At 39.9% G+C, this 23373-nt stretch carries 23 protein-coding genes and 2 other annotated features; of the genes, 17 read left to right on the top strand and 6 right to left on the bottom strand.

Annotated features, from left to right (window positions below; genetic code table 11):
* Positions 1 to 205: 205 nt before the first annotated feature.
* The 3 genes from rpmH to yidC are packed head-to-tail and all read left to right on the top strand — an operon-like array spanning position 206 to position 1593.
* The gene (gene rpmH, locus PL11_RS04115; protein WP_035166548.1) at positions 206 to 340 is read left to right on the top strand and encodes a 50S ribosomal protein L34; all 135 of its coding nucleotides are present in this window, start codon (positions 206 to 208) and stop codon (positions 338 to 340) included.
* Between the two features lie 54 nt (positions 341 to 394).
* Positions 395 to 754, top strand: coding sequence for a ribonuclease P protein component (rnpA, locus tag PL11_RS04120; protein WP_035166550.1), 360 nt, complete (start codon positions 395 to 397; stop codon positions 752 to 754).
* Positions 755 to 756: 2 nt separating this feature from the next.
* On the top strand, positions 757 to 1593 hold the full coding sequence (yidC, locus tag PL11_RS04125; protein WP_035166552.1) for a membrane protein insertase YidC: 837 nt from the start codon (positions 757 to 759) through the stop codon (positions 1591 to 1593).
* 78 nt (positions 1594 to 1671) lie between these two features.
* On the opposite strand, the gene PL11_RS04130 is transcribed toward yidC, so the two are convergent.
* Positions 1672 to 2625: a cation diffusion facilitator family transporter gene (locus PL11_RS04130; RefSeq protein ID WP_035166554.1), complete on the bottom strand. Its 954-nt coding sequence runs from the start codon at positions 2623 to 2625 to the stop codon at positions 1672 to 1674.
* Positions 2626 to 2831: 206 nt separating this feature from the next.
* Between PL11_RS04130 and jag the strand changes: the two genes are divergently transcribed.
* The 3 genes from jag to mnmG all read left to right on the top strand — a co-directional run bounded on the left by jag (position 2832) and on the right by mnmG (position 7114).
* Entirely contained in the window at positions 2832 to 3578 is a 747-nt protein-coding gene (gene jag / locus PL11_RS04135) for an RNA-binding cell elongation regulator Jag/EloR (protein ID WP_035166556.1), read from the top strand.
* 167 nt (positions 3579 to 3745) lie between these two features.
* Positions 3746 to 5140 (top strand): tRNA uridine-5-carboxymethylaminomethyl(34) synthesis GTPase MnmE, encoded by a 1395-nt coding sequence (gene mnmE, locus PL11_RS04140; protein WP_035166557.1) that lies wholly within the window; start codon positions 3746 to 3748, stop codon positions 5138 to 5140.
* 33 nt (positions 5141 to 5173) lie between these two features.
* Positions 5174 to 7114 (top strand): tRNA uridine-5-carboxymethylaminomethyl(34) synthesis enzyme MnmG, encoded by a 1941-nt coding sequence (mnmG, locus tag PL11_RS04145; RefSeq protein ID WP_035166558.1) that lies wholly within the window; start codon positions 5174 to 5176, stop codon positions 7112 to 7114.
* Positions 7115 to 7350: 236 nt separating this feature from the next.
* On the opposite strand, the gene PL11_RS04150 is transcribed toward mnmG, so the two are convergent.
* Positions 7351 to 8547, bottom strand: a complete 1197-nt coding sequence (locus PL11_RS04150; RefSeq protein WP_035166559.1) for a multidrug effflux MFS transporter — start codon at positions 8545 to 8547, stop codon at positions 7351 to 7353.
* Positions 8548 to 8711: 164 nt separating this feature from the next.
* On the opposite strand from PL11_RS04150, the gene lepB reads away from it, so the two are divergent.
* Together lepB and PL11_RS04160 are read left to right on the top strand one after the other, a co-directional pair.
* Positions 8712 to 9332: a signal peptidase I gene (lepB, locus tag PL11_RS04155; protein WP_052127742.1), complete on the top strand. Its 621-nt coding sequence runs from the start codon at positions 8712 to 8714 to the stop codon at positions 9330 to 9332.
* 102 nt (positions 9333 to 9434) lie between these two features.
* Positions 9435 to 10046 carry an endonuclease III domain-containing protein gene (locus PL11_RS04160; RefSeq protein ID WP_335621933.1) on the top strand — a complete coding sequence of 204 codons (612 nt, stop codon included), beginning with the start codon at positions 9435 to 9437 and terminating at the stop codon, positions 10044 to 10046.
* Between the two features lie 19 nt (positions 10047 to 10065).
* Here PL11_RS04160 and PL11_RS04165 read toward each other — a convergent pair whose 3' ends face one another.
* From PL11_RS04165 to PL11_RS04175, 3 genes are all read right to left on the bottom strand, one after another.
* Complete coding sequence (locus PL11_RS04165; RefSeq protein WP_078256912.1) at positions 10066 to 10710, bottom strand: histidine phosphatase family protein; 645 nt, start codon at positions 10708 to 10710, stop codon at positions 10066 to 10068.
* A 61-nt stretch (positions 10711 to 10771) separates the two neighbouring features.
* Positions 10772 to 11368, bottom strand: coding sequence for an anthranilate synthase component II (locus PL11_RS04170; RefSeq protein WP_035166562.1), 597 nt, complete (start codon positions 11366 to 11368; stop codon positions 10772 to 10774).
* Entirely contained in the window at positions 11352 to 12827 is a 1476-nt protein-coding gene (locus tag PL11_RS04175; protein WP_035166563.1) for an anthranilate synthase component I family protein, read from the bottom strand. Before PL11_RS04175 ends, PL11_RS04170 begins: the two co-directional genes overlap by 17 nt.
* A gap of 115 nt (positions 12828 to 12942) precedes the next feature.
* Positions 12943 to 13190 (bottom strand) — a binding site (T-box leader).
* A gap of 392 nt (positions 13191 to 13582) precedes the next feature.
* Between PL11_RS04175 and aroF the strand changes: the two genes are divergently transcribed.
* The 8 genes from aroF to PL11_RS04220 all read left to right on the top strand — a co-directional run bounded on the left by aroF (position 13583) and on the right by PL11_RS04220 (position 21547).
* Entirely contained in the window at positions 13583 to 14593 is a 1011-nt protein-coding gene (gene aroF / locus PL11_RS04180) for a 3-deoxy-7-phosphoheptulonate synthase (protein WP_035166565.1), read from the top strand.
* Positions 14593 to 15678, top strand: a complete 1086-nt coding sequence (aroB, locus tag PL11_RS04185; RefSeq protein ID WP_035166567.1) for a 3-dehydroquinate synthase — start codon at positions 14593 to 14595, stop codon at positions 15676 to 15678. Before aroF ends, aroB begins: the two co-directional genes overlap by 1 nt.
* Before the next feature lie 72 nt (positions 15679 to 15750).
* Positions 15751 to 16006, top strand: a binding site (T-box leader).
* A 139-nt stretch (positions 16007 to 16145) separates the two neighbouring features.
* Positions 16146 to 17525, top strand: a complete 1380-nt coding sequence (gene brnQ, locus PL11_RS04195) for a branched-chain amino acid transport system II carrier protein (protein WP_035166569.1) — start codon at positions 16146 to 16148, stop codon at positions 17523 to 17525.
* A 22-nt stretch (positions 17526 to 17547) separates the two neighbouring features.
* The gene (locus PL11_RS04200; protein WP_035166570.1) at positions 17548 to 18753 is read left to right on the top strand and encodes a cation:proton antiporter; all 1206 of its coding nucleotides are present in this window, start codon (positions 17548 to 17550) and stop codon (positions 18751 to 18753) included.
* A gap of 322 nt (positions 18754 to 19075) precedes the next feature.
* A complete protein-coding gene (locus PL11_RS04205; protein ID WP_035166571.1) occupies positions 19076 to 19906 on the top strand; it encodes a C40 family peptidase in 831 nt (276 codons plus the stop codon).
* Positions 19907 to 20019: 113 nt separating this feature from the next.
* Positions 20020 to 20652 carry a 3-hexulose-6-phosphate synthase gene (hxlA, locus tag PL11_RS04210; RefSeq protein ID WP_035166573.1) on the top strand — a complete coding sequence of 211 codons (633 nt, stop codon included), beginning with the start codon at positions 20020 to 20022 and terminating at the stop codon, positions 20650 to 20652.
* Positions 20653 to 20666: 14 nt separating this feature from the next.
* On the top strand, positions 20667 to 21200 hold the full coding sequence (gene hxlB / locus PL11_RS04215; RefSeq protein WP_035166574.1) for a 6-phospho-3-hexuloisomerase: 534 nt from the start codon (positions 20667 to 20669) through the stop codon (positions 21198 to 21200).
* A 134-nt stretch (positions 21201 to 21334) separates the two neighbouring features.
* Positions 21335 to 21547, top strand: coding sequence for a hypothetical protein (locus tag PL11_RS04220; RefSeq protein ID WP_035166575.1), 213 nt, complete (start codon positions 21335 to 21337; stop codon positions 21545 to 21547).
* 11 nt (positions 21548 to 21558) lie between these two features.
* On the opposite strand, the gene PL11_RS04225 is transcribed toward PL11_RS04220, so the two are convergent.
* On the bottom strand, positions 21559 to 22173 hold the full coding sequence (locus tag PL11_RS04225) for a winged helix-turn-helix domain-containing protein (RefSeq protein WP_191982089.1): 615 nt from the start codon (positions 22171 to 22173) through the stop codon (positions 21559 to 21561).
* A gap of 265 nt (positions 22174 to 22438) precedes the next feature.
* On the opposite strand from PL11_RS04225, the gene PL11_RS04230 reads away from it, so the two are divergent.
* Positions 22439 to 23329 carry a phosphate ABC transporter substrate-binding protein PstS family protein gene (locus PL11_RS04230; protein WP_035166579.1) on the top strand — a complete coding sequence of 297 codons (891 nt, stop codon included), beginning with the start codon at positions 22439 to 22441 and terminating at the stop codon, positions 23327 to 23329.
* The last annotated feature ends 44 nt before the right edge of the window (positions 23330 to 23373 follow it).

Raw genomic sequence — 23373 nt, forward strand, 5'->3', positions numbered from 1 at the left:
TTTGTACAAAACTTGTGGAGGGACTTTTTCTCCACATAGAGTTATCCACATGTTTATGCTCATGAAACATTTTAAAAAATTTTTTTGACACTCAATTAACTATTTCAATAATTTTGGAACTGTGTTACTATATTTGGGAAATGCATTTGAAACTTATATATTAAATGCTTAATTGCAACTTTCTAGTAAAGGAGGATTCCTTCTTATGAAGAGAACATACCAACCAAAGAAGCGTCACCGCGCTCGCGTTCATGGTTTCCGTAAACGTATGAGTACCAGCAATGGTCGTAAAGTGTTAGCACGCCGACGTCAAAAAGGTAGAAAATCATTGACTGCATAGACCACTGACCATTCAGTGGTCTTTTTTCATTTTTAAGCTTATTGGAGATGCACTATGCGAAAATCATATCGGGTCAAAAAAGAGGCTGACTTTCAAGAAGTCTTTGAGACCCATAACTCTGTCGCTAACCGACAATTTGTCGTGTACTCATTAGATAAACCAGGGCAATTACATTTTCGAGTGGGAATTTCCGTTGGTAAAAAGATTGGTAACGCAGTTCATCGGAATTGGGTAAAACGCAGAATCCGCCAATCAATCTTTGAGTTAAAACCTGATTTGAGACAAGATGTTGATTTCATTGTTATTGCCAGACCATCAACTGATCAGATGGCGATGAAGGACGTTAAATCAGGTTTAATTCACGTTTTGAAGTTAGCAAATCTTTTAGATCAAGATTACGATAGCGAGGAATAACGTTGAAAAAGAAAGTTAAGAAGGTAGTAACGCTACTGGCCTTACTGAGTATGACGTTGATTTTGACGGCTTGTAGCAACGCACCAATCACCAGTCATAGCAAGGGATTGTGGGACGGCTTAGTTGTCCTTAACTTCTCACGAGCAATCATTTGGTTATCAAAATTCTTCAGTGATAATTATGGAATTGGTATCATCGTATTTACTATCATTGTAAGAATTATCATTTTGCCATTGATGATTTACCAAACTCGAAGCATGAGAAAAACTCAGGAGATTCAGCCACAGCTTAAGGCACTCCAACAAAAGTATTCTTCTCGTGATGCTGAGACAATGCAAAAACTACAAGCAGAGCAAAAGAAGTTATATTCAGAAGCTGGCGTTAACCCAGTTGCTGGATGTCTCCCACTTGTTGTACAAATGCCAATTATTTTTGCGTTGTATCAAGCAATTTGGAGAACTGAAATTCTTCGTAGTGGATCATTTATGTGGTTGCAATTAGGTCATAAAGATCCATACTTCATTTTGCCAATTCTAGCCGCAATCTTTACGTTCTTGAGTTCATGGTTAGCCATGAAGGGTCAACCAGAGTCAAACTCAATGACTACAATGATGACAGTCGGAATGCCAGTAGTAATTTTGATTACTGCCATTAACTTACCTTCAGCTTTGTCACTGTACTGGGTGGTAACTAACGCATTCCAAGTTGGACAAACATTAGTAATTCAAAATCCTTGGAAGATTCGCCGGGAGCGAGAAGCCAAGGAAAATGAAGAAAAAGAGCGGAAACGCGCAATTCAAAGAGCTATGAAAAAGGCTAAGAAGAGTAAGCGTAAGTAGTTATGCCGCTTGGATAAATAAAACCCGCATGTCATTGTTGAAATGACATGCGGGTTTTTGTTTAATATAATATTTATTTTAATCTGCCACATCCTGCTTCTTCTTCAGACTTAGTGGATATGCTTTAACATCGGCATCTAAAATATCGTAAGTTTCCATTAACGCATTTTCAACTCGCTCACCAATTACATACGATGTATTTAAATCAGTATGGTCAGCAAGATAAATTCCTACTTGAATGACAACTTGATCACCGAGATATCTAGGCTCAATGCTTTGGACACCAAGAACGCCATCGACGTTGCTTACCGTTTCACTATATTTATCAATGACTTGAGGATCAAAACCTTCAGTTAGTTTCATAATGGTGGTCCTAAAAATCGTTATACTGGCGTGTAAGATGAATCCACCGACTATGAGGGTTGCAATCCCATCAAGCCATTTTAAGCCGAGGTACGCCCCGCAAATCGACAGGAATGTACCAAAACTCGTGATAGCGTCACTTTGGAGATCTTTTCCTGAAGCAGTTAGGGCGGTGTTGTTCAACTTAAATCCCTGATGTGAGTTAATTAATGCTAATCCGGTAATTAGGACCCCAGAAATCAAACTAATTCCTAAAGACCACAGGTTGGGGTTGATTGTTTCACCCGCAAAGTACCTTTGTAGTGATTCAAAACCAGAAATAAAAATTTGGATACTTACTGCGAACATGATTGCTGCTGAGAGAAGTGCGGCCACATTTTCAAACTGCCAATGACCCAGAACGTGTGATTTGTCAGGCGGCTTAACTGCCATATGTAACCCAAAAATTAGAATCAAAGCACCACAAACTCCTGTTAAGTTGTTTAAACCATCAGCGATTAACACGGTTAGGTGAGTCATATACCCGATAATTAATTCAGCAGTCATGATTGCTGAATAAGTGAATAAATTAATATAAGTTATTTTTTGAGCTTGGTAGAGTTTCTTGATTCTTTTGTTCCAATCAAGCAGAACGTTTCTACCAGCATCATATTGCCCCGAATTTGACATTTCAATCCCCTCTGATATTGAAATCTTACCTTAAATCTTCAGATAAATGGACTGAAAATGCAACTAATTGAATGTTTCATAACTGTTATTTAATTACAAAAAGGTTGCGAACATAATAAGATGCACGTCATATCTACGAAATCCATTTATTTGATAGTAAAAGTGTGCTATCATATTTCAGTTAAATTTATTAGAAGAGGTTTGTAATGACTACTTATTCAGGAAAAACAATTGAAGAAGCAATCGCAAACGGTCTAAAAGACCTTTCATTGACCCGAGACCAAGCCAGCGTTGCCGTTAAGGTACAACCTAGAAACGGTTTTTTTGGTATTGGTAGAAAATTAGCACAAGTTGAAATTACTAAAAAAGAAGAACCAAAGACTGAGGAGAATAATCAAGCTTCCGTGAAAATTGTAAACCAAACGTTTACTGTTGCTGGATTTGACCAGGCTCCAACTGAAGACGAAGATTCTGAGGAGCAAAATGAAGAAAAGCTCCAGGATATCGTCACTGATTTAAGTACGTATCTTAATGATGTGATTGATGCGATGGGCTTTGAGCACACTTTAAGCACAGACTTGAAAAATCATCATTCACTATACGTAAATATTGACACTGCTGAAGAAAAGCAGAGTCTATTAATTGGGCGCCATGGTCGGACAATTAACGCTATGCAAGGATTGGCACAAATTTACGTTAACCGTTTAGGGGCAAATAACCTAAATGTTGTTTTGGATATTGCTAATTACCGTGCAAGAAGAAGTGAAGCGTTGGCTCAGTTGGCTGAAAAAACTGCGCGAAATGCAATTGCAAATGGTAAGCCAGTGTATCTTAACCCAATGCCTGCATTTGAACGTAAAGAAATCCATAATGTTTTGGCTGATAATGATCACGTGATTACTTATTCAACGGGACGCGAGCCCCACCGGGTAATCGTGGTTGCACCCAAATAAAATCTAAATATCGTTGACAAATGATACCCGATAAAATATTATAGTGGTAATCATTCTTATCTTAACTAGGTAAAGTAGTGAAAGTGCTTTATCCACGTCCCTAGGGCGTGGTGTAGGCACTTTTTTTGTTCTGAAAATGCTTTTTCGCATTTTGGAGGTAATAATTTATGGTTTTAACAACAACTGAATTGGATACAATCGCAGCAATTTCAACTCCACCTGGAGAAGGGGGAATTTCTATCATCAGAGTTAGTGGTGAAGAAGCCCTAAACGTTGCTGAAAAGTTATATCGCGGTAAGGATATCTCAAAAGTAGCCAGCAATACTATCAATTACGGACACATTATTGATCCTGAGTCTGGTGAAGAGGTTGACGAAGTTATGCTTTCAGTAATGAAGGCACCGAGAACTTACACGATGGAAGATATTATCGAAATTAACTGTCATGGTGGAATCGTTGCCACTAACCGGATTTTACAACTGGTTTTAAGCAACGGCGCACGGATGGCAGAACCTGGTGAATTTACTAAGCGGGCATTTCTAAATGGGCGAATTGATTTATCTCAGTCAGAAGCCGTCATGGATTTGATTGAAGCTAAAACTGACCAGTCCATGAAAGCTGCAATCAGCCAACTTGACGGTAATTTATCGCATTTAATCCGTAATTTGCGCCAAGATATTTTGGATGTTTTAGCGCAAGTTGAGGTTAATATTGACTACCCTGAATATGACGATGTAGAAACGATGACTAGCCGTCTCCTCAGGGATAAAGCAGTTGATGTTCACGCTAGAATTGACCAATTATTGAAAACTGCCAAGCAGGGAAAAATCCTCCGGGATGGTTTAGCCACCTCAATTATTGGACGACCAAATGTTGGAAAATCAAGTTTATTAAACCACTTACTACACGAAGATAAGGCAATCGTTACGGATATTCCTGGTACGACGAGGGATGTTCTTGAAGAGTACGTTAACGTTCGTGGCGTGCCATTGAAGCTAATTGATACGGCTGGAATTCGAGATACTGAAGACAAGGTTGAAAAAATCGGGGTTGATCGCTCCAGAAAAGCTATCGATAGTGCTGACTTAGTTCTACTTGTCATTAATGCAAGTGAACCGCTCACTGGTGAAGATCGGGAACTAATTGAAAAAACTTCTGGTAAACAACGAATTGTTGTTTTAAATAAGACAGATTTACCAATTAAGTTAGACCTTGAAGAACTTAAGCGACTAACTGGCGGTAAAAATATGATTTCAACGTCAGCAATTGAAGCTAATGGGCTTCAAGAGCTTGAAGAATTAATTGCGAAAATGTTCTTTGAAGAAGGAATTGAGAATAGTCAAAACAATGTGATGGTTACTAATGCTCGCCACATTGGCTTGTTGAATCAAGCGAACCAGTCATTGAATAGTGTCATTAATGGCCTTGACCAAGGGATGCCAGTTGATTTAGTTCAAATTGACATGACTCATTGTTGGGACCTACTTGGTGAAATTACTGGTGATAGTTATCAAGATGAATTAATTGACCAATTATTTACGCAATTTTGTCTAGGAAAATAGTTGTTTCATGTGAAACATTTGGAGGAAAAAACATTGGAGAGTTTACGTGTTAGCGATGTGAAACAGTCATATCGCGGTGAAGACTATGATGTCATTGTAGTTGGAGCAGGCCACGCTGGCTGTGAGGCCGCACTTGCTGCTGCTCGGATGGGTAACAGAACATTGTTAATGACCATTAATTTGGACATGGTGGCGTTCATGCCATGTAATCCATCAATCGGTGGCCCTGCAAAGGGAATCGTGGTTCGTGAAGTTGATGCTTTAGGTGGCGAAATGGGTCACAACATTGATAAGACTTATGTTCAAATGAGAATGTTGAATACTGGTAAGGGTCCAGCAGTTCAAGCTTTAAGAGCTCAAGCTGATAAGCATGCTTACCATGCTGAAATGAAGGATACGCTTGAAAATGAACCAAATTTGACACTCCGTCAAGGGATTGTTGATGACTTGATTGTTGAAGATGGTGAATGTCGAGGAGTAATTACCAATACAGGTGCTAAATACAGTGCTAAGGCTGTTGTAATTGCTGCTGGAACCGCTGCTCGCGGTAAGATTATCATCGGGGAATTGATGTACGCATCAGGTCCTAATAATTCACAACCAGCCGAAAAGTTAACTGCTAACTTAGAAAAACTAGGTTTTGATTTGGAACGGTTTAAGACCGGTACCCCTCCACGGGTTGATGGAACAACTATTGATTACGGTAAAACTGAGGAACAACCTGGAGATGAACAACCAAATCACTTTAGTTACGAAACTCCAGATAGTGAATACATTGATGTGAAGAACCAACTATCTTGTTGGCTAACTTATACCAATGAAAAAACCCATGAAATTATCAAAGAAAATCTTGATCGAGCACCTATGTTTACTGGTGTGATTGAAGGTGTCGGTCCACGTTACTGCCCTTCAATTGAGGATAAAATTGTCCGCTTTGCGGATAAGAGTCGTCACCAACTATTCTTAGAGCCAGAAGGTCGTAAGACAGAGGAATGGTATGTTCAAGGACTCTCAACTTCAATGCCTGAAGAAGTTCAGCAAAAGATCGTTCACTCAATTGCAGGTTTGGAAAATGCTCAAATGATGCGTCCAGGTTACGCAATTGAATATGATGTAGTTGCGCCTTACCAATTGAAGCCAACTTTGGAAACTAAGCTGCTTAAGAATTTGTACACTGCTGGCCAAACAAATGGTACTTCAGGATATGAAGAAGCTGCTGGTCAAGGAATTATTGCCGGAATTAACGCTGGTCGCCGAGCACTCGGTAAAGAACCATTCGTTTTGAAGCGGAATGAAGCTTATATTGGTGTAATGATTGATGATTTGGTAACTAAGGGAACTAAGGAACCATATCGTTTATTAACTAGTCGTGCAGAATATCGTTTGTTGCTTAGAAATGATAACGCTGATATGCGGCTAACTGAAAAAGGCCATGAACTTGGACTAATTTCAGAAGATCGTTACGAAAACTTCTTAGCTAAGAAATCTGCTGTTGAAAGTGAACTTGATCGCCTGAATAGCATTCGGATTAAGCCTTCTGATAAGGTGAACGAATTTGTTCAAGCGCATGGTGATAAACCACTTCAAGACGGTGTGCTTGCCGCTGTGTTCCTTCGTCGACCATATGTTGATTACAAAACTTTGATGCAATTTATCGATGCTCCTGAGGTTTCACTTGATCACCGTGTAGTCGAGCAAGTGGAAATTCGGACTAAGTATGCTGGTTATATTGCTAAAGCTGAAGCTAACGTCGATAAGATGAAGCGGATGGAAGAAAAGCATATTCCAGATCGAATTGATTACGCTGCGATTGATGGAATTGCCACTGAGGCCCGCCAAAAGTTGGCTAAGATCCAGCCACAAACAATTGCCCAAGCATCAAGAATTAGTGGGGTTAACCCATCTGATATTGCAATTTTGAGTGTATACATTCAACAGGGAAAGATTGCGAAGATTGATGCTCAAGGTGCATAAATGATTAAATGAATAGGGAGCGTTACAGAAATCTTTGATTTCGTTTTAACGCCCCCACAACGATGACACAAACTGAGCGCTGCGAATAGCGGCGGTCAGTCGTGACAGAGACTGTGAAGAGCTGTTACAGAAATCTTTGATTTCGTCTTAACGCCCCCACAACGAAGACACAAAAAAGGCTACGATGTTAAAAACATCGTAGCCTTTTTATTAGGTTCATTAACCATTTAAATATTTTATCTTTGTGGCTTCATATTTAACGTACTAAATAATGTAAAGCTTAATATCATACAAATCGCAATAGCAACTGCCATCGGTAGGTATGTTGCAGTTCCGAATAGACCAACAATTGGAGACATCAGACTACCAGTACCATTTTGAGCTAAACCAAATAGTGCAGAAATACTACCGCCGTTTCGGGAGCCAATGTTCATAACGATTGAAGTTGTGAGGGTAAAGAGTACACCAAACTGTGTGACAATCAAGAATACCAATACGATTACGATTGGTAATGATCTAAATGTGTACCAACTTCCAACTAGCAATAACGAACTAATGAATGCGGTCATTAAAACAATTTTTGTCTGTTTCGTTTCCGGAACTCGACTTGCTAGGAATCCTGGGATAATTGAACCAATTGCAATCCCGATCCCGTTTAGTGCATATAAGAAGCTGAAGTTTTGTACGGACATATTGAAGTAATCTTGAAATACAAATGATGAAGCTGAAATGTAAGCAAATAGTCCGCCCGTAACTAGCCCAGCTGAAATGATTAGTCTCAGGAACCTACCGTTCTTAACTAGTGCTCCAATTGAGGCGATGGTAGAAATGAATCCACCGTCAGTCCTTTCGTTAGTTGGCAAGGTTTCCTTGATTCCGCAGAACAGTGCCAAAACAACTAACAGTCCAATTACAGCAAGAACGACAAATATTCCCTGCCAACTGGTGTACTGAATGATTATTCCCCCAATAACCGGTGATAAAACTGGGAAAATTCCGTTAACTGCGGAAAGCATCGAGTAAAATTTAGTTAATAATGGGCCGCTGAATAGGTCTCGTGCGATTGCCCTTGAAAGTACCTGACCGGATGAACCAGCGAGTCCTTGGATAAATCTAAGGCCAATCAAAAGCGTAATTGAGTTGGTCATAGAAATCATTAGTGAAACAATTCCAAATAGGGCAAATCCAATGATTAATGGTTTTTTTCTACCAAATTTATCACTCAGTGGTCCAACAATTAGTTGGCCCAGAGCAAGTCCAATCAAACAGGCGCTTAGGCTTAGTTGTAGTACAGATACCTGGGTGTGTAGATCAGTCGCCATTTGCGGTAAGGCTGGCAGGTACATGTCCATCGAAAGTGGTCCCGTTGCGCTGACGGTTCCTAAAATAAACGCGAGCCACGCTTGTTTTTTTCCAGAAATATTTGATTTCATTTTCATTCTCCTAACACGATTTACTATAATACAGGGTTGGCTTACCTAGCGCAAATTAATAAGAAGTGCTTAAGATATGAACTCAATATTAATAATGTGATAAAATAAGTGTCAGCTGTAGCCTACCTTTTAGTTAGGCTACTTTTATTTAAAGGAGTTAAACAATGTCAAAGAAATCAAAAGCTGAACAAAAGCCAAATTCGAAATTTGCTGAAGCCATGAGTTGGATCATTCCAATTGTAGTTGGAGTATTAGTTGCACTACTATTGAGACAATTTGTTGTAACATTTGCTCGGGTAGATGGTCCTTCAATGGAACCAAACCTAGTAAATAATGAACGAATGATAGTTTGGCGTCAGGCTAAAGTAAAACACCTCAGCGTAATTGTGTTTGATGCTCATGGAGTCGATCCAGAAGCTACTAAGCCAAATACCGATTATGTTAAGCGGGTGATTGGAATGCCTGGGGACACCGTTTCAAGTCGTAACGGTAATATCTATGTTAATGGCAAAAAAATCAACCAAAACTTTATTAATAAGTACCAAAGAACTACTGGTACAGGTAACTGGGACTTGAAGTCATTATCAAAGAGTTGGTCGAGACATACTAACTCAGTTAAGGTTCCTAAGGGTGAATATTTTGCCCTTGGTGATCACCGTAGCGTATCTAACGATGGTCGTTACTGGGGTTTCATTCCTAAGAAAAAGGTTCTTGGAGTTGCCAAGACATTCTTCTGGGAAACAAACAAGACTAAGCGTAATAACGTTAATAATTTAGCTTATTAATTAAATTGGTTCTCACATTAACTACGGCAGTGGTTGAGTGAGAGCTTTTTTGTTAGAAAGGTTGAATAATATATGGTTGATTTGGATAAACTGTACCGAATTTTGAGTCAACATTTAGGCCCGTCTGGCTGGTGGCCGGCGGATTCTAAGCGAGAAATTATTATTGGTGCCATTTTAGTTCAAAACACCAACTGGAATAATGCTGCGTTGGGATTGGTCAGTCTTAAAGCAAAGACAGCGTTTGAACCAAAAAACATTCTTAGTTTATCGCAATCAGAGTTGATGGAGATAATCAAATCAAGTGGGTTTTATAAAAATAAATCGCGAGCAATTTTGGCCACATTTGAATGGCTGAATAATGAGGGGTGGGACTATGATGAAATCCGTGATCGTTATGGGGACAATCTTCGGCAGCAGCTGTTAAAAATCCCCGGGATTGGCCAAGAAACGGCGGATGTTTTTCAAGTTTACATTTTTGATAAACCGGTATTCATTGCAGACAGTTATACACGCCGACTATTCAGTAAACTTGGTTATCGAAAGACAAAAACTTACCAAGATCTTTGGCGCCAGGTAAAGTTACCTGCGAGTTTTAGTTATCAGGACGCTCAAGAGTTTCATGGATTAATTGATAATTTTGGGAAACAATATTTAAGGTATGCGGGACAGTTTGAGAAAAGTTTTTTAAATAACAAAGACGTGAAACACTCGTAAGTGTTTCACGTCTTTTGCTCTAGATTTCTGTTTGGTTGTACTTTAATAGCTCAGGTTCAGCTGTTACATCTAACACAGCGATACTTCCATTTTGGGGCTGTTCAACAAACCCACCTGGCTTTGAGTAAAGCGTAGCAACGTTTCTGATGAATGTTCCATGTGAAACAACCAACGCTGTTTCTCCATCTTTAAGTTGTTTTTGGACATCAGAGAATGCTAATTGAATTCGGTGTTTTAAATCGTCACCAGTTTCAGCTTCTTTAAATGGATCCGCATCATGCATGAAATCACGGACCTTAAATGTATCATATTTTTTGATTAACACGTCCTGATCGAAGCTTCCGTGGGGGCCACCAATTTGGTTCCAGGTTAATACACTGTCGATTCCCTCAAACGAACCAAAGTAAACTTCTCGAAAGTTTTTATCGATAATAGGAGTCACTGTTGAGGCAGTGTTTTCCGCTAAGATTAGATCTCGGGTTCGAATTGCCCGCATCATGTCTGAACTGAGTGCTAAATCAAAGTGAACCTGACTCAGTAGTTTACCAGTAGCTGATGCTTGTCTTTCGCCAGCTTCAGTTAATGGCGAGTCGACCCACCCTTGCATTCTTCTAAAACGGTTAAGAATTGTTTGACCATGACGGACTAGATAGACTGTTTTCATAATTATTCCCTTCGAAAATAAAGACTATCATTATTTTAATATATCCGGCACAAATTAGCCATTAAGCTTGTACTGTCACTGGACTAGTTGCCAAAAAATTAGAGACGATTTGGTTGGCAACGGATGTGTCAGTCATAATTGATTCTGGGTGGAATTGGATTCCATAAACTGCGCGTTCTTCATCAGCGATGGCCATAATTTCCCGATCCTCAGAAACGGCACTGACACTAAGATCAATTGGGAGGGGACCATGTGAAACTACCAGTGAATGATATCTTGCTGCAGTAAAGGACGAGGGGCAATCATTAAAAAGTTGGTTTTGCTCCAAAACGGTAATGTTTGAAGGTTTTCCATGCATTAATTTATTGGCATGGACTACTTTACCACCATAGGCTTCAGCAATTGCTTGGTGGCCTAAACAGACTCCCAGAATTGGTGTTTTGCCAATAAACTTATCGAGTACTTCCATTAGTTTACCGGCATCTTCAGGTCGCCCAGGTCCAGGAGAAAGAATGATTCGCTCCGGATTAAGGTCCTCAAGGTGGTCAAGCTGAGGGTCATCGTTCTTTAATACCGTAACGTTACCGTTAGTTAGCGTCCCAATCAGTTGACTGAGGTTGTAAGAAAAACTGTCGTAATTATCAATTAGAAAATTCATGTGCATTCTCCTCCTCTGAAACTGGGTAAAGTGAATTAATCACGCCCCGAGCTTTATTATTAAATTCTTGATACTCATATTTAGCAACACTGTCGGCAACGATTCCTGCTCCAGAATGGATAATCAAATGATTACCCTTCCGATAAGCAAGCCGGATTCCAATACATAAATCAAGGTCACCGTTAAAACCAAGGTAGCCAATCCCACCGCCATAGATTCCCCGTTTGTTATTTTCTAGCTTGGCAATGATTTGCATTGCGGAAACCTTTGGGGCTCCAGATAACGTACCTGCAGGAAGCACGGAGTCAACGATATCCATAGCAGTGATATCTTTAGCAGCTTGGCTTTCAATTACTGAACCTAGGTGCATCACACTCGAAAATTTAAGCAGATTTCTTGCAGAAATTACATTAACTGAGCCAAATTCGCTGACACGCCCAAGGTCATTTCTCCCTAAATCGATCAGCATATTGTGTTCAGAAAGCTCTTTTTCACTGGTTTGAAGTTCCTTAGCGAGTTGTTGATCCTCGGCAGCGGTTTTTCCTCTGCGTCTAGTACCAGCCAATGGATATGAAAATAGGCTTTCCTGACGTTTGGTGATCAAGGTTTCTGGGGATGCGCCAACCGATTCAAAATCATCGTGATGAAAATAAAATTGGTATGGTGAAGGATTTTGGTTAAAGAACCTTCGAGCACTTCCTAACAATGAACCCTTAATTGTTGCCATGTGTGGATTAGATAAAATCAATTGAAAGATATCGCCATCCACAATGTGCTGCTTAGTGGCAGCTACCTTTTTGCTAAACTCAGCTAATGAAAATTGAAGCTTCAGTGGTGACAATTCTGGAGCTTTGATTGGTATTTGGGTTGTTGGTGACATAATTCTCTGCTTAAATTTATTAAGCTCAGCGGTTGTCTTTTCGAACAATTCTTCAACCCGACTTGCATTGACCAGCTTGATGATCGTTACCTGCTGTGAAGTATGGTTATACGCCACCACAGTTTTAACTAACATTAAGTCGGCATCGGCCAGTTCATGAGGATCTGTCACCTGGGTAATTGATGCTGTGGTGGCATAACGCGAGTAATCATAGCCAAAGTAACCAACAACTCCACCAGTAAACGGTGGCAGTCCGGCTAACCTTGGTGTGCGATTTTGCTCAAGTAGATTCTCGACGAAGGGATGTAATGGAGTGGCGGTAGTCTTTAAGTCACCTGTAAAATTATCGATGGTGAGCTTACCATTTCGATATGTATAACTAGCCTCTGGATCCACACAAATAAATGTATATCCATCTTCATTTTGTTTAGGCTTACCAGTCATCATAAGTGACGGCTTACCTGCAATCTGAAATTCTCTCATTATTGAAAGAGCGTCAAAGTTGGTATCCTTAAATTCAATTGTGATTGGTAGTAATGCGTAATCCTGCTTTAGGTTCAGTAAGTTTTCAATGTTCATAATGGGTTCCTCCGTTAAATTTAGTAGTTTATCAACTCAACGGAAGTTGCCATCGTCTTTCATAAATCATATAAATTCCTCCTATCAAAAAATCCGCCCTCACAAAAAAGAAATTGTTAAGGACGGAAATTCCGCGGTGCCACCTTAATTCAGCATTCACTTCAAAAAATAGGAAGATAAATACTGCCCTCATGAGATACAATCATATCTCTGACAACTGACGTATGTCGAAACGTTTCCCCGTACTAAAATTTCGGAGGAACCCTCGGTGGTCCATTTAGCTAGCTGCGTTCGGTTACTTCTCAGCTCCAGTAACTCTCTGTGCGTGCACACTAACCTTGATCTCCACCTCATCGGTTTGATGGGCATGTAAATTTATATTGGGAATAAGATACGAGTTTTATGAGAAAAAGTCAACCGATAATTAGAAAATTAATTTTAGATGTTGACAATTGTCCGTCACAGGACTAGACTTCAAAACAATTAAATTAAAACTTTAACAGGAGATTCTCATTATGCAAACTAAACCACTAGCATTTTCACAGTCTTATTATTTTTGGCCACGCTAGTGTCTACGACGTACAAGTTGCAGGCACTGTCTACAACTTGTGCGGCCAAGGTTTGTTAAGCTCAATTATTGGTCACACAGTATTGATTGAACACTGTGGGGCCTTATTTTTTACCCAAATTTCCCCGCAGTGAAAACTCTCACTGCGGGTTTTTATTTAACTAAATTTTAGAAATGAGGGATTATTATGATTATCGTTATTAAACCAGGAAATGAAGCAATGGTGCATGAAATTAGTCAAAGGTTTGCTAATAAAGCAGACGTTTTTACTCACGGAAACCGGGTGGCAATTCAGGGTGCTGACCGTGATTGTTTAAGTGCAGAAGAATTGGCGGCCACTCAGGAAATTATTGAAAACCATCCAGCAGCAATTCAAGGCAGTCGGGTATTTCATCCTGAGGATACGGTAATCGAAACTGCCCATAGTCTAATTGGTGGCGATAACTTTACGATGATGGCGGGACCATGTTCAGTAGAGTCATTGGCCCATGTTCGGAAAATGGCTGCTGTCGCCAAACAAGGCGGCGCCACAGTTTTACGTGGTGGTGCATTCAAACCCAGAACCTCACCATACTCATTTCAAGGTTTAGGTGAACCGGGATTAAAGTTTTTACGCCAAGCAGCAGATGAATTTGGTATGGATGTTTTAACTGAAGTTATGGATGAAGATCACGTAGAAATGGTTGGCAAGTACACTGATATTTTTCAAATTGGCGCTAGAAACATGCAAAACTTCTCGCTATTAAAAGCGGTTGGTAAGACTAATATTCCGGTGATGTTGAAGCGCGGGATGTCCGCAACCGTTGATGATATTTTGAATGCAGCAGAGTACATTGCGGCTGGTGGAAATGAACAGATTATGATTGCTGAAAGAGGAATTCGGACGTTTGATAACAAATATACTCGGAACACTCTAGACGTTGGTTCTGTGCCAGTCTTGCAGAAGTTATCACACTACCCAGTAATCGTAGACCCAAGTCACGCTGCCGGACATACAGAATTTGTTACCCGTGAGGCGTTAGCTGGGGTGGCGATTGGAGCTAGTGGACTAGTGGTTGAGATTCATGATGATCCAGCACACGCATTTTCTGATGGTGCTCAAGCCCTGAAACCTGATGAGTTCCAAGCAATGGCTGATAAAGCATTTGCTATTCGTTCGTTGGTCAAACCAAATCAGAAGGCTGAGGTGAATGCTTAATGGAGATTCTAGATGTTAACATTCCGAGCCATCCATACCAAGTAAAAATTGGTAGAAATCTATTAGCAAGTACCGGTTCCTTGGTAGCTTCTGTGTGGCAACCACGCAAGGTAGCTTTGATTAGTGATGACAACGTTGCCCCACTCTACCAAGAAAAGGTAGCAGAATCACTTACTAAATCAGGATTTACCGTTTGTGCTTACCGATTTCCTGCTGGCGAACAATCAAAATCACTTGATGTACTTGGTGAACTGGCGACGCAGATGACCGATGATGGATTTAACCGTGATGATGGAGTAATTGCTCTGGGCGGTGGTGTTACTGGGGATCTAGCAGGATTTGTAGCTGCATCATACATGCGGGGATTGCCTTTAATCCAGATTCCAACATCATTTTTAGCCCAAGTAGATAGTTCTGTGGGTGGTAAGACTGCGGTTGATTTGGGAACGACTAAAAATATTTTAGGGGCTTTCTTACAGCCGGATTTAGTGATTGTTGATCCTGAAACGTTAAAGACGTTGGATCAGCGTGACTTGGTCGAGGGTTACGGAGAAGTAGTTAAGGTGGCCGGTCTTACCGATCATGACATTTGGAGTTTAGTAAAGATGATTAATTCACCTACCGATATTTTAAAAAATTCTGAAAAACTCAGTGAGCTAGCAATTAAATATAAAGCTGAGGTAGTTGAAGCGGATGAAAAGGAGGGCGGCCTTCGGCAAGTTCTCAATTTTGGCCATACAATTGGCCATGCCGTTGAAGCACTTAGTGATGGCAAGCTCCGCCACGGAGAAGCAGTAGCAATTGGGATGGTAGCAATCAGCCAGGTTTTTACTGACCATGGACTGACTCCAGCTACAGTTACTGAGCAGCTTAAGGAACGCTTGGCATCGGTTAACCTGCCAGTTGAAATGCCAAGTGTTTCTCCAAAACAAGTATTAGCTAAAGTTAAAAATGATAAGAAAAATCATGATGGTAAGCTTAATTTGGTATTTTTAAAGGAAATTGGCGGTCCTGCGATTAAATCAGTAGATCTTGAAGATGTCGCTGATTTTCTAGGCCTCACGAGTGATGCTTCGAGTCACTAGAAAAGTTTTTTGCAAAAAGTATTTGACAAATTGATGTTTTCTGAATAGTATTTAATACAATTAGATTTTGATTAATCGGCTGTGAAGAGAAAAGTAGCTGCTCTATTTCAGATTAGAGAGGTCCATCTTAGGTGAAATTGGATCGCTGAACGGAGTAAGTGAAAGTAGTCTCTGAGCCGCAAACGCGAGAGTGATTTAGTGTTTGCTGGGTGCGCCCATTACAGCGCCAGTGTATCGCGGAATTTCCGCCGTACATGATGAGACAATGGCTGTGAGGTCGTTGTGAAGCTGGGTGGTACCACGAATTCTAAATCAATTCGTCCCTTGAAGTTATTAACTTCAAGGGACTTTTTTTATGCATTGAAAGGAGAACTAAAAATGAAATTTAAATCAGCTGGCGGGATTACCCGAGTGAAAATGATGACAATGTTGACTGGTAACTTACGAATTAAAGAGGAGAGATTTACATGAATAATCAGGAAACTAAATTAGGGATGAAACACTATATTATTATTGGATCAATGTTGTTCGGGATGTTCTTTGGTGCCGGGAATCTAATTTTTCCAATTCATTTAGGACAACTCGCAGGATCAAACTGGTTAATTGCCGGAATTGGGTTCTTATTAACTGGAACACTCTTACCATTATTAGCAATTATTGCAATCAGCGTTACTAGAAGTAGTGGAATTTATGATCTGGCAAAACCAATTGGTAGTAAATACGCAACATTTTTCATGTTGTTAGTTTGCGCAACATTGGGACCATTATTTGCCACTCCCAGAACCGCAACTGTACCATTTCAAATTGGATTTGCCAGTCATTTAAGTAAGGCCGATCAACCATTGTGGCTGTTTATCTACTCACTTATTTTCTTCGGAATTACCTACTGGGCGTCAAGAAAGCCAACGAACATTATTAATACCATCGGAAAATTACTTAACCCTGCATTTTTAATCTTACTAGCAATTATTTTTGGGTTCGCATTTTCACAACCAATCCATGGTGGCAACAGCATGACCCCATCAACTGGTTATGGTAACGCAGCAATGCTTAATGGTTTTCTTCAAGGCTATAACACAATGGACTGTATTGCTGGATTACTCTTTGGGATTGCGATTGTTACTGCAATTAAAGGCCTAGGTGCTAAGAGTCCTCGTCAGATTTCAATGACAACATTAAAATCAGGACTACTTGGGATTGGTCTTGAAGCAATTATCTACATTGGGCTAATTTGGTTAGGCTCTACTAGTTTGAGCATGTTTAAAACCAGTATTGATGGTGGAATTGCATTCAACCAAATTGCCAATCATTACCTTGGTATGACCGGACAAATTATTTTAGCAATCATGGCTACCCTTACCTGCTTGACTACCGCAGTTGGGTTATCAGCATCATTCTCTGAAGCACTTCACAGAAAGTTCCCAAATATTTCATACAGAACGTTTAACATCATGGCAGTTGGTTTCTCATTTGCATTTGCTAACGTTGGCTTGGATACCATCATTGCTTGGTCAACTCCAATGTTGATGTTCCTTTATCCACTTGCAATCACTCTGATCATCTTGTCGATTACTTCACCACTATTTAACAAGGATCGTAGAGTTTACATCTGGACCACCATTTTTACCATTATTCCAGCAATTTTGGATGCAATTGCTTCAGCTCCAGCAATTATCTCTAAATCAGCAATTGCTCAAGGAATTCTTAAATTGGATAACTTCTTGCCAGGAGCAAGTCTTGGAATGGACTGGTTACTACCTGCAGGAATCGGGCTAGCAATTGGTTTGATCATCCACTTTGCAACTTCATTCAGTGGTGAAAAGGCAACTGAAATCGAACACGAATAGTTAACTGTAAGGGGGAAACAAAATGGACTTTATTGGTGCTTTATGTTTCTTGCTAATCGTGTCAACGTTGTGTGGTCACCTTGCGAATCGATTCAAGATTCCCGCTGTAATTGGGCAAATTGGTGCCGGAATTATTATTGGTCCAGCAGTGCTTAATCTGATTCAGCCCACCAGTGCAATTAATTTATTTTCAAATATCGGCGTTATCGTGTTGATGTTTATTGGTGGAATCGGCAGTAATTTGGAACTCCTTAAAAAATACCTGCGACCGGCGATTATTGTTGCAGTTATTGGGGTAATTTTTCCAGTGATCATGATTGGAATTGCATTAATCTGGTTTAACTTTTCGATGTTTGAAGCAATATTTATCGGAGTTATCTTTAGTGCAACGTCTGTTTCAATTAGTGTTGAAGTGTTGAAGGACTACCATTCATTAAACACAAAGGAAGGCGCTACGATATTGGGTGCTGCGGTGGCGGATGACATCATCGGTGTTGTTCTACTGTCTATCATGGTCTCACTGATTGGAACTATTAAAGGTGGACAATCAGTAGATTTCAGTAAGTTTGGTGTTCTGTTTATTGGCCAAGTGATATTTGTGGCTGTAACCTACTTCATGATGAAGTGGATTGTACCGTACCTAATGGGAATCTCTGAAAAACTGCTGATGTCATCAAGCCCCACAATTGTATGTATTGTAATCTGCTTGTTCATGGCGTGGCTTGCTGAGAAAGTTGGTTTGAGTGGTGCTGTTGGTGCATTCTTTGGAGGAATTGCGGTTTCTAAGACTGCTGAAGCTAAACTGATTGAATCACACGTCGAATCGATTGGTTACGCAGTTTTTGTCCCAGTTTTCTTCATTAGTATTGGATTGAAGATGAGTTTTTCTGGGATCGGGCAATCGCTCGGTTTGGTAATTGTGCTTACTGCCCTCGCCTGTGCTAGCAAATTATTAGGCTGTGGATTAGGATCCGTAGTTAGTGGAAATTCGCTACGCAGTAGTTATCTGATTGGTTCAGGAATGATTTCTCGTGGTGAAATGGGACTAATTACTGCCCAAATCGGGTTTTCACAACACATAATTTCTAGTCAGTACTACTCAGCTGTTATCTTAGTTATTATTTTGACTACGTTGATTGCACCGTTGCTGATTAAGCATTCATTGCATGGACTTAAAAATCAGGATTCAGTGATTAGTGACTCAGAGTTGGCTGACGGAACAAAATAAAAAAGAATATATGGTTTGGCATATTTATTGAAGACTGGTTTGGTATCTAGTAGATATCTAACTGGTCTTTTTTGGATAGAGAATTGTGTTAACCTAGTGCGCTGACTGATGATTGGAAGTTAATTTTTAGCAAGTTTTATAGACATGTATCATCAAAGTTTCTGGATCTACGATATGGTTAAGAAACCTGTGAAAGAGAAGAAAAAAGAGCCAGTGAAATATTAAGAATCAATTATCATCCATAAGTAATCTATAAGGATTGATTCATTTTCGTACATATTATACATAAAGTGTAATACTAATAGCGAAATGGGGGTCAATTATGAAGCATAAAAAATTTGCTATTTGGTCTGCTGGGATTGCAGTAGTTGCCATCTTTGGTTTTGTAGCTGTTAAGTCAACGCTCAGCCCTGATAGCATGCCAGCCGCGGTAACTCAGGTTAAGGGTGAAGTGGCACCAAATCATGTGTTTCAAACTTATAAATACCCTTATAAGTTACGGCTAAAAGCAAATAGTACCAAACTATTCTCGGCCCCAGCTGGAACACGTGGGGCAAAATATTTAGGGACGGTTAGCGATAACAAAGTTACTAAGAACATCATGGCAACAAGGCGCTCAGATTTAAATGGAAGTGCCAAAACAGGTTACATTAAGTTTAAGGATAAGGCACACACGTACTGGGTAAGCGCTCAGCAAGTTAGTTTCCGAGATTTGAACGCATTAGCCGGAAACAATGCTAAGGTTGAAACGGCCATCAAAGCTGGTTTGAAACTAGTAGGTCATTCAGGATATGATTATGGTGGTGGCAGAAATATAGCTGATGTGAAACACCATAAGTTTGATTGTTCTTCTTTTGTTAGGTATTGCTATAGTAAGGCCGGAATTACGTTGGGCGATTTAAGCAGCGTTACGACGTATACTTTGGTTGAAATGGGACAACCTGAAAAATTTAAAAACTTAAAGCGTGGAGATCTATTTTTCTTCACCAACTCTAAGGGTCAGGTCAACTCGCACGTGGCGATGTACCTCGGTAACAACCTATTTTTACATGACCACAGGCAGTCTGATACGGGTGGCGTCGGCATTTCTACGCTAAACGCTCCAAGTTGGCGTAAAGAGACAAATGGAACGGTTAGAAGAATTGCTGTTTAAAAAATGCTTGTTAAATGTAAGCAATGAGTTTAAAATGTCCCCTATCGCTCAAAAAATAATATATAATTTGGCTGGTACGGAGATAGGTAAGCTGTTTACTAGGAGGATTTACAATGAAATTACAATTAGCAATCGACTTGGAAGATGTTGACGGTGCAATTAAGTTAATTGAAAAGACTAAAGATAGTGTTGATATCTTTGAATACGGAACACCATTAGTAATTAACTTTGGTTTGGAAGGTCTCAAGAAAGTTCGCGAAGCATTCCCCGATATTACATTACTCGCTGATTTGAAAATCATGGACGTGGCTTCATATGAAGTTGAACAAGCCTTCAAGTATGGCGCTGATATCACAACGATTCTAGCAGCTGCTGAAGACCAGTCCATCAAGGATGCAGTTAAAGCTGCCCACGATGCTGGCAAAGAATTATTAGTCGATATGATTGGAATTCATGATTTAGCTAAACGTGCTAAAGAAGTTGACGCCATGGGCGCAGATTACATTGGTACTCACACAGGATATGATTTACAAGCACTTGGTGAAACGCCATTTGAGGCATTTAATACGATTAAAGAAAACGTAATTACTACTAAAACTGCGGTTGCCGGTGGAATCAAGGTTGATACTGCAGAAAAGATTATTGCGGCAGGCCCAGACCTATTAATCGTTGGTGGTGGAATATCTACTGTAGATGATCCAGCTGCTGCAGCTAAGCAAATCAAGGCAATGATGCCTAAGGATTAAGAGGAGTTGTCTGAATGGATAATTATTGGTCAAAAATAATTGGTGAGCTCAATCAGGTTGATGTCACTGTTGATGATAAGTTTGTTGACTTTATCCATGATGCCAACAGAATTTTTGTAATTGGAGCCGGTAGATCAGGATTAGCAATCAAAGCTTTTGCGATGCGGCTATCCCAATTAGGTAAGCAAGCGTTTGTGGTTGGCGAAACTACTAACCCGCCAATTACTGAGGGAGATGTTATAGTGGTTGCTTCTGGATCCGGAACCACTGCACAGGCAGTCATGCTTGCTCAAAAAGCTCAAACGGTTGGCGCTAAAGTTGGACTAATTACAACTAGTCGCGATACGCCTTTAACGGAAATTGCTGAACAGGTTGTTTTCCTAGGTGGTAAGGCGAAGTACGAAGAAAATTCAACAACTGTTCAGCCAATGGGTTCATTGTTTGAACAGTCGGTATTCCTTTATGGAGATGCATTTGTGCTTGGTTATATGGAAAAATTCTCCATTACAGAATCAGAGATGCAACAACGACACGCAAATTTAGAATAGTGAATAGTTTTAAATGTAAAAGTCTGTACTATCAGCTAAACTGATGGTACAGACTTTTTGGGTTTCTATCCTTAAAATAATAATTGTGGTATAACTAAAGGGATGTTAAGTTGCTTAAACAAGGAGATGCATGTATGTCAGTAAAAGTTCGTCATCTGTTTGGACTCGCGGCGATCATTTGTTTTTTAATTGCGGCCGCAATCTGGTTTGTCCATTTTCAAAGCCATACGGTAGAACAACTAATGCCAGTTATTGGGCATAATCGGCCAAATGGTGCGTTTGGCTGGTCATTAGTTATTGGAGTAATTCTACTAATTATCCCTAACTTCTTTTCGAAACAAAAGTAAGAATACATAATTTAATTGCCAAACATATACCCGAACCCCCTGATTGTTCTTAACAATCGGGGGCTTTTTGGATTGAGTTCGATTTTTTTCCTAAGGTTACTGATGTGAGTGTCAATAATTCTGAGCGTTGCCCCACTTGTATTTTCCCAGACCTCAGCTGCGATTTGTACTCGGTTCAAAACCACACCCTGGTGCTCCATAAAGAATAACAGAAGTTTATACTCAATGGGGCTGAGCTTAATTGGGTGATTGTCAACTAGCACAGTGAAGGTATCCAGATTGATTTTGAGGTTTGCTGTGCTAATGATATTTTGAGATTCGTTCTGTTTGCGGTTAGCAAGCGGAACGTTTTTTTGGTATGCCCACATTTTTTGGACTAGCCGGTAGCCAATTTCGGAAATGGGCCGTTTATATAGGTAGTCATCAAAATGGTAGTCCATGAAGCACTGTTTGATAAATGAATTTGGGCGATTTTGTTTATCCAAAATGATGATTGGTCCCACTACTTGGTTTCTAATGAACGAAAGTAATGCTGGATCCGTTGGTAACGGTATGTTACCTAAATCCCAGATAATGGCAAAACAGGTTTTGATCAGCTCAAATGAAAACGAGTTTGTTGTTTTCATAAGGATATGAAAACTATTAAGTTCGCTTTCAATCTGTTGCTGTAATTTTAAATCTGAACTTATTAATAAAACATCGGCTACCATGGCTGTCCCTCCGCTAAATGTTTTTTCCTCACCATAGTTATCCCATATATAAAACAGAAATTGGGCGAATTTACGATACATTTACAAAAACAAAACTTGATATTTACATTGCCTTGATATATTAAAACCGTACTCAAGAGCAGTACACAAAACTTGGGATTTACATTTAGGAGGAAATATCATGAAAAAGAAGTCACTAGTTTCTGTCGCAATCGCATTTTCAGCACTTGGGGTAATTTTAGCTGGGTGTGGTTCTAGTGCATCAAAGTCTTCTTCATCTCAATCTGCTAACGCCAAGGTAACGGCGGTTGGCTCGACTGCTTTGCAACCATTAGTTGAACAAGCAGCATCTAACTATCAAAAGGCAAACAAGGGTGCCAATATCACCGTTCAAGGTGGTGGTTCAGGAACAGGGCTTAGCCAGGTTGCAACCGGTGCTGTCGCAATCGGAAACTCAGATATCTTTGCTGAGCAACAAGCAGGAATCAAGGCCAATAAGCTAGTTGATCATCAAGTTGCCGTGGTTGGTATGGCACCAGTTGTAAATAAATCTGCTGGGGTTTCTAACTTATCAATGAGTCAACTTAAAGGAATTTTCACTGGTAAGTTCACAAACTGGAAACAAGTTGGCGGTAAAAACGAAAAGATTACCGTTGTGAACCGGGCACAAGGATCAGGAACTCGGGCAACATTTGAGGGCGCAGTCCTTGAAGGAGCTAAAGCAGTTAAATCTCAAGAACAAGATTCCAATGGTACTGTTCAAAAGATCGTTTCAAGCACCCCAGGAACCATTAGTTACCTTGCATTTTCATACATTAATAAGAAACTCGAACCAGTGTCGATTGATCATGTAAAACCAGTTGATAAGAATGTAACTAATAACAAGTGGAAAATCTGGTCATATGAACACATGTACACACCAAAGGCTAAAACAAACAAGACAGCCAACAAGTTTATCAAGTATGTTCTATCAGACAAGGTTCAAAAAGGATTGGTTCAAAAACTTGGTTACATTAGCATTCACGATATGAAGGTTCAAAAGAATGCTAAAAATGTAGTAACTGAGAAGTAATCAATAGAAGCTTTGGTCTGAATTGAGATCGAAGCTTTTTATTT

It is taken from the genome of Lentilactobacillus curieae (genome assembly GCF_000785105.2).
Taxonomy (GTDB): domain Bacteria; phylum Bacillota; class Bacilli; order Lactobacillales; family Lactobacillaceae; genus Lentilactobacillus; species Lentilactobacillus curieae.

Coding starts and splice junctions, on each gene's coding strand:
- PL11_RS04205 (WP_035166571.1), top strand. CDS start 19,076: ATGAAGCATAAAAAATTTGCTATTTGGTCTGCTGGGATTGCAGTAGTT.
- PL11_RS04175 (WP_035166563.1), bottom strand. CDS start 12,827: ATGAACATTGAAAACTTACTGAACCTAAAGCAGGATTACGCATTACTA.
- lepB (WP_052127742.1), top strand. CDS start 8,712: ATGTCAAAGAAATCAAAAGCTGAACAAAAGCCAAATTCGAAATTTGCT.
- PL11_RS04170 (WP_035166562.1), bottom strand. CDS start 11,368: ATGAATTTTCTAATTGATAATTACGACAGTTTTTCTTACAACCTCAGT.
- mnmE (WP_035166557.1), top strand. CDS start 3,746: ATGGTTTTAACAACAACTGAATTGGATACAATCGCAGCAATTTCAACT.
- brnQ (WP_035166569.1), top strand. CDS start 16,146: ATGAATAATCAGGAAACTAAATTAGGGATGAAACACTATATTATTATT.
- hxlA (WP_035166573.1), top strand. CDS start 20,020: ATGAAATTACAATTAGCAATCGACTTGGAAGATGTTGACGGTGCAATT.
- aroB (WP_035166567.1), top strand. CDS start 14,593: ATGGAGATTCTAGATGTTAACATTCCGAGCCATCCATACCAAGTAAAA.
- PL11_RS04200 (WP_035166570.1), top strand. CDS start 17,548: ATGGACTTTATTGGTGCTTTATGTTTCTTGCTAATCGTGTCAACGTTG.
- aroF (WP_035166565.1), top strand. CDS start 13,583: ATGATTATCGTTATTAAACCAGGAAATGAAGCAATGGTGCATGAAATT.
- rpmH (WP_035166548.1), top strand. CDS start 206: ATGAAGAGAACATACCAACCAAAGAAGCGTCACCGCGCTCGCGTTCAT.
- PL11_RS04165 (WP_078256912.1), bottom strand. CDS start 10,710: ATGAAAACAGTCTATCTAGTCCGTCATGGTCAAACAATTCTTAACCGT.
- PL11_RS04220 (WP_035166575.1), top strand. CDS start 21,335: ATGTCAGTAAAAGTTCGTCATCTGTTTGGACTCGCGGCGATCATTTGT.
- PL11_RS04230 (WP_035166579.1), top strand. CDS start 22,439: ATGAAAAAGAAGTCACTAGTTTCTGTCGCAATCGCATTTTCAGCACTT.
- PL11_RS04130 (WP_035166554.1), bottom strand. CDS start 2,625: ATGTCAAATTCGGGGCAATATGATGCTGGTAGAAACGTTCTGCTTGAT.
- PL11_RS04225 (WP_191982089.1), bottom strand. CDS start 22,173: ATGAAAACAACAAACTCGTTTTCATTTGAGCTGATCAAAACCTGTTTT.
- rnpA (WP_035166550.1), top strand. CDS start 395: ATGCGAAAATCATATCGGGTCAAAAAAGAGGCTGACTTTCAAGAAGTC.
- jag (WP_035166556.1), top strand. CDS start 2,832: ATGACTACTTATTCAGGAAAAACAATTGAAGAAGCAATCGCAAACGGT.
- hxlB (WP_035166574.1), top strand. CDS start 20,667: ATGGATAATTATTGGTCAAAAATAATTGGTGAGCTCAATCAGGTTGAT.
- PL11_RS04150 (WP_035166559.1), bottom strand. CDS start 8,547: ATGAAATCAAATATTTCTGGAAAAAAACAAGCGTGGCTCGCGTTTATT.